At 70.5% G+C, this 7682-nt stretch carries 9 protein-coding genes; 6 read left to right on the forward strand and 3 right to left on the reverse strand.

What is annotated here, in order from left to right:
* Nucleotides 1–23 precede the first annotated feature (23 nt).
* The 6 genes from CCN37_RS23990 to CCN37_RS24015 all read left to right on the forward strand — a co-directional run bounded on the left by CCN37_RS23990 (nucleotide 24) and on the right by CCN37_RS24015 (nucleotide 5151).
* Nucleotides 24–383, forward strand: a complete 360-nt coding sequence (locus CCN37_RS23990) for a peptidase inhibitor family I36 protein (protein ID WP_086824894.1) — start codon at nucleotides 24–26, stop codon at nucleotides 381–383.
* A gap of 26 nt (nucleotides 384–409) precedes the next feature.
* Nucleotides 410–1237 carry a helix-turn-helix transcriptional regulator gene (locus CCN37_RS23995; RefSeq protein WP_086824896.1) on the forward strand — a complete coding sequence of 276 codons (828 nt, stop codon included), beginning with the start codon at nucleotides 410–412 and terminating at the stop codon, nucleotides 1235–1237.
* Nucleotides 1238–1293: 56 nt separating this feature from the next.
* Nucleotides 1294–2475: a type III PLP-dependent enzyme gene (locus CCN37_RS24000; protein WP_086824898.1), complete on the forward strand. Its 1182-nt coding sequence runs from the start codon at nucleotides 1294–1296 to the stop codon at nucleotides 2473–2475.
* A 64-nt stretch (nucleotides 2476–2539) separates the two neighbouring features.
* Nucleotides 2540–2917, forward strand: coding sequence for an adenosylmethionine decarboxylase (gene speD, locus CCN37_RS24005; protein WP_086824900.1), 378 nt, complete (start codon nucleotides 2540–2542; stop codon nucleotides 2915–2917).
* Nucleotides 2918–2967: 50 nt separating this feature from the next.
* Nucleotides 2968–3786: a spermidine synthase gene (locus CCN37_RS24010; protein ID WP_086824914.1), complete on the forward strand. Its 819-nt coding sequence runs from the start codon at nucleotides 2968–2970 to the stop codon at nucleotides 3784–3786.
* Nucleotides 3787–3882: 96 nt separating this feature from the next.
* Complete coding sequence (locus CCN37_RS24015; RefSeq protein WP_168200827.1) at nucleotides 3883–5151, forward strand: glycosyltransferase 87 family protein; 1269 nt, start codon at nucleotides 3883–3885, stop codon at nucleotides 5149–5151.
* Here CCN37_RS24015 and CCN37_RS24020 read toward each other — a convergent pair.
* The 3 genes from CCN37_RS24020 to CCN37_RS24030 all read right to left on the reverse strand — a co-directional run bounded on the left by CCN37_RS24020 (nucleotide 5096) and on the right by CCN37_RS24030 (nucleotide 7390).
* On the reverse strand, nucleotides 5096–5971 hold the full coding sequence (locus tag CCN37_RS24020; RefSeq protein ID WP_086824904.1) for a TIGR03620 family F420-dependent LLM class oxidoreductase: 876 nt from the start codon (nucleotides 5969–5971) through the stop codon (nucleotides 5096–5098). The two genes, CCN37_RS24015 and CCN37_RS24020, sit on opposite strands and share 56 nt — an antisense overlap.
* 58 nt (nucleotides 5972–6029) lie before the next feature.
* Nucleotides 6030–6632, reverse strand: a complete 603-nt coding sequence (locus CCN37_RS24025) for a TetR/AcrR family transcriptional regulator (RefSeq protein WP_086824906.1) — start codon at nucleotides 6630–6632, stop codon at nucleotides 6030–6032.
* Between the two features lie 104 nt (nucleotides 6633–6736).
* Nucleotides 6737–7390, reverse strand: coding sequence for a peptidoglycan recognition family protein (locus CCN37_RS24030; protein WP_086824907.1), 654 nt, complete (start codon nucleotides 7388–7390; stop codon nucleotides 6737–6739).
* Between the last annotated feature and the right edge of the window lie 292 nt (nucleotides 7391–7682).

Here is a 7682-nt window from a genome sequence, read left to right on the forward strand (position 1 = left end):
AGAGCGCGATCGGGGGAGCACCGATGCGGAAAGCACTGGCGACCGGCCTGGCGCTGGCGTTCGTGACCAGCGGGATCGTCACCGGAGGCGCGCACGCCGGCGAGGTCACGATCGCGGGCTACGAGACCTGCCCGGCGGGCAAGGTCTGCGTCTACGAGCGCTGGCACGGAACGGGGCCGCGCTGGGAGGTTCCCGGTTGCGGCTGGTGGGAGCTGCCGAGCTGGATCAGGAACGAGGTGTCGTCCGTGCGCACGCACGGCAACGCGATGCGCCTGCTCGACCTCGCCGACGGCACGATCGTCGGCAACGTCCGCGCGCACACCTCGACCAACCTCGCGTCCTGGGAGGACGACCGCGCCGACAAGGTCTACGTGGAGTGCTGATCGGGGCGCGAACCTAGACTCGGGGTGTGGCGGACAACGCGCTGGGGGCCTTCCTGCGGGCCAGGCGGGAGAACACAGCGCCCACCGGCGCGGCACCAGGACCCCGCCGCACCCCGGGGCTGCGCCGCTCGGAACTGGCAGCGGCGGCCAACATCAGCGTGGAGTACCTGACCCGCCTGGAACGCGGGAGCGACCGCAGACCCTCCGCCCAGGTCCTCGGAGCGCTCGCGGACGCGCTGGGCCTCGGACCGGACGAGCGCGTGCACCTGCACCGCCTCGCCAAGATCGCGGACGGCGCGCTCTGCTGCCAGGCCACCGCGCCCGAGCCGCTGCGGCCGACGGTGCGCGCCCTGCTCGACCAGCTGGACCTGGCCTTCGTCGCGGCGGCGCACGGCGATCTGCTGGCGTGCAGCGACGGCTTCGGCGAACTCGCGAGCGCGGTGGGACTCCGGCCCAATGGGAACTTCGTCCGGTTCGTGTTCACCGATCCCCGGGCGCGCGCGTGCTTCCCCGACTGGGACCGCGTCGCCGACGGGCAAGCCGCCGCCCTGCGCGCGGCCGCCGATCTCGGCGACGCCCACGCCGCGGCCCTCGCCGAAGAGTTGTCGATCACGGCGGGCGCGGAGTTCAGCCGCCGCCACGCCGACGCGGGCGCGCTCCCGGAGCTGACCGGGGTCCAGCGGTGGCACCACCCGGAGCGCGGAGAACTCCGCCTGGCCTACGAGAACCTGGTCCTGCCCGGTACCGAGGACCAGCGCCTGGTGGTCTACGTGAACCCAGGCGAACACCCCGTGGGCGAGATCACTTCCCCGCCGGGGCACCGCGACTCGGTACCGGGGCCCACCATGACCTAGAGTTCTCCGGCGGCGCGGCCTGTCCTCGCCCGAGTGACGGGAGATCAACAAGCGGAATGTCCGAGAGCCTTGCCACCGCGGTAGCTGCGGAGACGACGAACGACCCCAGTGCCCGCATCAGGCGTTTCCTGGACACCCACCGCCCGCCGACCCCCTGCCTGGTCCTCGATCTCGACGTGGTCGAGCACAACTACCGGAAGCTGCGCGCCGCGCTGCCGGACGCGCGGATCTTCTACGCCGTCAAGGCGAACCCGCACCCCGAGGTCGTCCGCCTGCTCGTCGAACTCGGCGCGTGCTTCGACGTCGCCAGCACCGGCGAGATCGACCTGTGCCTGGCCCAGGGCGCGGCGCCGGAGACGATCTCCTACGGCAACACCATCAAGAAGGCCGCCGACATCGCCTACGCCTTCGCGCGCGGCGTCCGGCTCTTCGTGCTGGACAGCGCCCAGGACGTGCGGCACCTCGCCGAGCACGCGCCCGGCGCCTCGGTGTTCTGCCGCGTGCTGGTGGAGGCGGACGGCGCGCGCACGCCCTTCGGCAAGAAGTTCGGCTGCGCCCCGGAGATGGCGGTGGACCTGCTGCGCGAGGCGGGGGAACTCGGTCTCACCGTGTACGGCGTCTCCTTCCACGTGGGATCGCAGCACGTCGACCCCGCCGCGTGGGAGCTGGGCATCACCCGCGCAGCGCAGATCGCCGCGGCCGGGGTCCCGGTCGGTCTGGTGAACCTCGGCGGGGGTTTCCCGTCGGTCTACACCGAGGCGGTGCCCGCGCTCACCGAGTACGCCGCGGTGATCGAGCGCGCGCTGGACCGGCACTTCCCCGGCGCTCGGCCTGACCTGATCATCGAGCCGGGCCGCGCCCTCGTCGGCGACGCCGGGATGATCCGCTCCGAGGTCGTGCTGGTCTCCAAGAAGTCCGCCGAGGACACCCACCGCTGGGTCTACCTCGACGTCGGCCGCTACAACGGCATGGCGGAGTGCGAGGGCGAGGCGATCGCCTACGAGCTGCGCACCGAGCACGACGGCGGAGCGGACGGGCCCGTGGTCATCGCGGGGCCGACCTGCGACGGCGACGACGTGCTCTACCAGCGCACCGCATATCGCTTGCCGCTCGCGCTCGCGGCGGGCGACCATGTCGACATCCCGTGCACCGGCGCCTACACGGCGAGCTATTCCTCGGTGTCCTTCAACGGTTTTCCGTCCCTGACGACGCATGTCATCGGGGCGAAGCAGAGCTAGCTCCAGCCGGAGTCCGCTGGGAGATTTCAGGGAGGTTGAGTAGGTGTCCACTGTCTCAGGACCGGTGCAGACACAGGTCCCCGTCGTGGGTCTGTTCACCGGGCAGCACGTCCTCGCGGAGTTCGCGGGGATCGAGGCTTCGCTGCTCGACGACGAGCTCTTCCTGCGCCGAACCCTGGAGCACGTGCTGGACCAGGCCGGCGCGACCGTGTGCGAGGTCTCCTCGAAGCAGTTCGAGCCGCAGGGCGTGACCGTGCTGGCGCTGCTGTCGGAGTCGCACGCCTCCATCCACACCTATCCCGAGATCGGGGCGCTGTTCGTGGACGTGTTCACCTGCGGCGACCGGGCCCAGCCCGAGCTCGCCGTCCGCCTGCTCGCCGAAGCCCTCGGCGCGGCGACCGTTCAGACCAAGACCATTCACCGCGGTTGGGAGACGAGTTGAGCACCATCACCGGCGAGGGCCGCTGGATCACCGAGCCGCTTGCCGAGGGCATGGTCCGGCAGTGGCGCCTCGACGACGTCATCTGGGAGGGCGACACCGCCTTCCAGCACGTCGTCATCGGCAAGACCTCGCAGGGCGTGTCGCTGTTCTGCGACAACGACCGGCAGAGCACCGAGTTCAGCCAGCTGACCTACCACGAGGCGCTGATGGTCCCCGGCCTGCTGCTGGCGGACAAGGTCGAGCGCGTGCTCGTCGTCGGCTCCAGCGAGGGCGTCGTGTGCCACATGGCGGTCGCGGCGGGCGCGACCCGCGTGGACCACGTGGACATCGACGAGGAGTGCGTGCGCGCCTGCGCCCGCCACCTGCCCTACGGCTACACGCCGGAGCAGGTCGACGCGGCGGTCGCCGGTGACGGGCCGATCAAGCTGCACCTCACCGACGGCTGGCAGTTCCTGGTCGACGCGGTCGCGGCGGGCGAGAAGTACGACGTGGTCTTGGTGGACCTTCCGGATGAGCGCGAAGAGTTCGCCCAGCACAACCGCCTGTACGAGTCGGAGTTCCTGCGCATGGCGCACTCCGTGCTCGCCCCCGGCGGCGTGGTGATCTGCCAGGCGGGCTGCCAGACGATGTGGCGCAACGCCACGCTGATCCGCTCCTGGCAGCGCTTCGGCGAGGTCTTCGACACCGTCGCCTACTACGGCTCCGACGAGCACGAGTGGGCCTACCTGTTCGGCCGCGCCGACGCCGTCGCGGACCCGACCGAGAAGATGATCTCCGCGCTGCCGTCCTGCGGCTACCGCCCGGAGACCGTCGACGCGGACGCGCTGCGCGGCAACACCGTGCCGCCGTTCCTGGTCCGCACCGCGTAAGCAGGTTTCGGGTCCCCCCGCAGCGTCGAAGCTTCGATGCGGGGGGACCTCACACCACGGCAGCCGGTCGGCGCTGCGCCGTTTAGGGTAGGGGCCATGTCCTCAGCGGTCGCGTCCTCCTCGGCGCAGCCTGGCAACACTCGTGACCTGCGACTTCCAGGCTGGCTCCGCGCGGTGGCGCCGCTGGTGCTGCTGGCCGCGCTCGCCGCCTACGCGGTCACCGCCGCGGTCTGGCCCGGCCACCTGATCATGATCGACGTGCAGGTGTACGCGGCGGGCGGCGACTTCGTGCTCAGCGGGCGCCCGCTGTACGAGAAGCCGGTGCTGCACGCGCTGGAGTTCACCTACACGCCGTTCGCGGCGCTGGTGTTCACACCGCTGGCCTTCCTGCCGCTGTGGCTGCTCAAAGCCCTGTCCCTGCTGGCGAACCTGGGGCTGCTGTTCTCCGCGATCTGGATCGCCTTCCGCAGGCTCGGCTACACCGCCAACCGCAACCTGGTGTTCCTCGGCGTGCTGCTGACCGGCCCGCTGTTCTGGCTGGAGGCGGTGCGCACCACGTTCTGGCTCGGCCAGATCAACCTCCTGCTCATGGTGATCCTGCTGGTGGACCTGACCAGCAGGGCCGGAAACCGGTGGCAGGGCGTGGGAGTCGGGATCGCGGCGGGCATCAAGCTCACCCCCGCGATCTTCATCGTCTACCTCCTGATCACCGGCCGCTTCCGCGCGGCGGGCGTGGCCACCGCGACCTTCCTCGGCACGATCGGCCTCGGTTTCCTGCTGATCCCCCGGGACGCGCTGAAGTACTGGACCGGCACCTTCTTCACCTCGGGTCGCGTCGGGCCGACGATCTGGCCGAGCAACCAGTCGCTGCGCGGCATGATCGCCCGCTTCTTCGGCACCAACGAGCCGCCCGCGCTGCCGTGGCTGCTCGTGGCCGGGGTGTGCGGCGTCGTCGGCCTCGGCCTCGCGGCGCTGGTCGCCAAGCGCGGCAACGAACTCCTCGGCGCCACCCTGTGCGGACTGACCGGCACGATGGTCTCGCCGTTCTCGTGGTGCCACCACTGGGTGTGGTTCGTGCCGCTGGCGGTGTACCTGTGCGTGCTCGGGCTGCGGTACCGGGACAAGCTCGCGTGGGGCGTGCTCGCCGCCGTGTACCTGCTCGGTTTCTCGTGGTTCGGCAAGGCGTTGAAGCCCGGTGAGCTCGGCCCACCCGACACCGGGCTGTTCCTCGTCGAGGCTCCGACGTGGTTGGAACCCTTGACGCGCAACGCTTATCTGCTCGCGTTCGTGATCGTGGTGGCCTTCGTGGCTACCCGTCGAGCAGGGCAGGAGCAAGTTCCCGGAGCTGTTCCCGCACCGAGCTGAACCCGCCGAGCGCCTGGATCGCGACGTGGCTCGCGCCCGCGTCCAGGTGCTCGGTGACCCGTGCGCGGATCGCGTCGGCGTCGCCCCACGCGACAACGGCGTCCACCAGCCGGTCACTGCCCGCACCGTCCACATCGGACTCGTCGAAACCGAGCCACAGCAACGCGTTCACGTAGTTCGGCATCGACAGGTACACCGCCGTGTGCTCGCGCGCGATGGCCCTGGCGCGCACCGGATCGGTCTCCAGCACGACCGCCTGCTCCGCCGCGAGGATCGGGGCCGCGCCCAGGACCGCTCGTGCGCGCTCGGAGTGCGACGGCGGCATGAAGTACGAGTGCGCGCCGTCAGCGCGGTCGCGGGAGAGCTCCAACATCTTGGGGCGCAAGGCCGCCAGCACCCGAGGCGTGGGCTTCGCCGGTGCGGCGGCGGTGAAGTCGGTGGCCTCCATCGCGTCGAGGTAGGCGCGCATTGTGGCAACGGGCTTGCCGTAGCCGTGGCCGCGCTCGGCGACCTCGGCCAGGTGGCTGATGCCGAGCCCGTGCAGGAAGCGCCCGGGGAACGCCTCCGCCAGCGTGTCACCGCCCGCGCGCATCGCCGTGGCGTCGCGCGCCCAGATGTTGGAGATGCCCGTGGCCACCGCGATCCGTTGGGTGGCACCGAGAAGCATCGCCGCGTTGCTCAGCGACTCCTTGCCGGTGACCGCCTCGCCGAACCAGAGCGCGCCGTAGCCCAGCTCCTCGGCCTCGGTGGCCAACGTCCTGGCGTCCTTCGCCGATCCCCACACGAAGACCGTCGACCAGATCCCCACTCGCCCCAGCATGCTGTCCTCCAAATAATGACTGATCGGTCATGAATTGCGGCAAAAAAAAGACGGCCGGTCACCGCAGCGCGCGCATCGAGGCTTCGGCGGCCTCGGTGAGCTGACGCGGGTCCGACGCGACGCGACCGAGCTGCCACAGGCCCTCGATCACCGTGCCCACGAAGCGCGCGAACGCCCTCGGTGGCGAGGCCGTGGTCTGGCCCTGCGCGCGAGCCAGTTCCAGCACCTCGGTCAGCCGGTCCTCGCGCCAGCGGTGGTGCCCGGCGATGATCCCCGCGACCTGCTCGTCGCCCGGAAGCATCTCCAGCGTCGTGTTGGCCAGCAGGCAACCACGGCACTCGCCCATGCGCTCAGCGGCTTTCGCTGCCTGCCGGAGCAGGACGGCGTGGATGCCGTCCAGGGGAGTGGCCGCGCTCGACAGGTCCGCGTCCAGCGTCTCCGCGGCGAGCCGCGCGTGCCTGCGCAGTGCCGCGAGGAACAGCCGGTGCTTGTCGCCGAACGCGCCGTAGAGGCTCCCGCGGTGCAGGCCGGTCGCCGTGGTCAGATCGGTCAGCGAGGTCGCGTGGTAGCCGCGCAGCAGGAACGCGTCGCCGGCGGCGTCGAGCACCGCGTCCTCGTCGAACTCGCGAGGACGACCGGGACCCGTGCGCACCGTCGTCATGCCACCGAGTTTATGACTGCCCGGTCATTATTTGCAAGGCGGGGCCTGGAGGGCCACTCAGCTGCCCTCTGGTGGCCCTCCAGGATCTAGCCGCCCCTGCGTGGTCAGAGCTTCGCCTTCACCGCCGTGCGCAGCTGCGCGAGCTTGGCGTAGAACTGGTTGCCCGGGCAGGCCGTCGCGAAGTGGTCGCGGTGCCCGCTGATGTTGCTCGGCGAGATGCCGTACTGGTAGCAGACGTAGGCGCACAGGTTGACCAGCGCGTTCCACTGCGCGGTCGTCGGGACGGCGCTGGTGTAGGTGCCCTCGTTCTCGATGCCGATGGAGTTCTCGTTGAAGCCGGGGCAGTGCGCCGCCTTGATCATCTGCTTGCGGCCCTTGAGCGTGGCCAGGCTGCCCTTGCGGCCCTCCATCACGAAGCCGCCCCTGCTGATGGTGAAGTGCTGGCCGGTGTCCGCCCAGCCCTGGCCCATGTGCCCGGCCTGGCAGTTGCGCGCCACCTGGAAGGCGTGCGCCTGCGTGTAGTTCGTGCTGTTCGGGCTCGCCATGTGGTGCACCAGGATGCGGTTCGGCTTCTTGTTGAGCGTGGTGATGCCGCTGACCGCCCTCGCGCCCCACTCCGCGCAGCTGTGGACGCGCGGGGCCGCGGGCGCCGCGGACGCCGAGCCCGGCGTGATCAGCTGGCCGGCGACGGCGAGCGCGCCGACTCCGGCCGCGGTGCGGAACAGGGAACGGCGATCGAGCGAAGGGGTGCCTTCCATCGGGGCCTCCGGACACGTTGCAGGGACCGCCAGCCTGTCCCGCGACGCTTGTCCGCTCCTTGTTCACGCTTTCAACTCCCGCTCCACCCCGCCGCCCCCTTGACACCCGCCAAGGGCCCCGACCCGCGCGCAGCAGCACTCCGCCCCGCCCCAATGCCCCGTTCGGTGCGGTGAACTCCCTGAATGACTCATTCAGGTGGTTGAACCACCTCAATGACTCGTTCAGTCCGTTCAACCACGCCAATGACTCGTTCAGGTGGTGTGGCGGAGTGCTAGGGCCTGTCCTCAAAGT

This window comes from Allokutzneria sp. NRRL B-24872, assembly GCF_002155965.1.
In the GTDB taxonomy this organism is placed as follows: Bacteria; Actinomycetota; Actinomycetes; order Mycobacteriales; family Pseudonocardiaceae; genus Allokutzneria.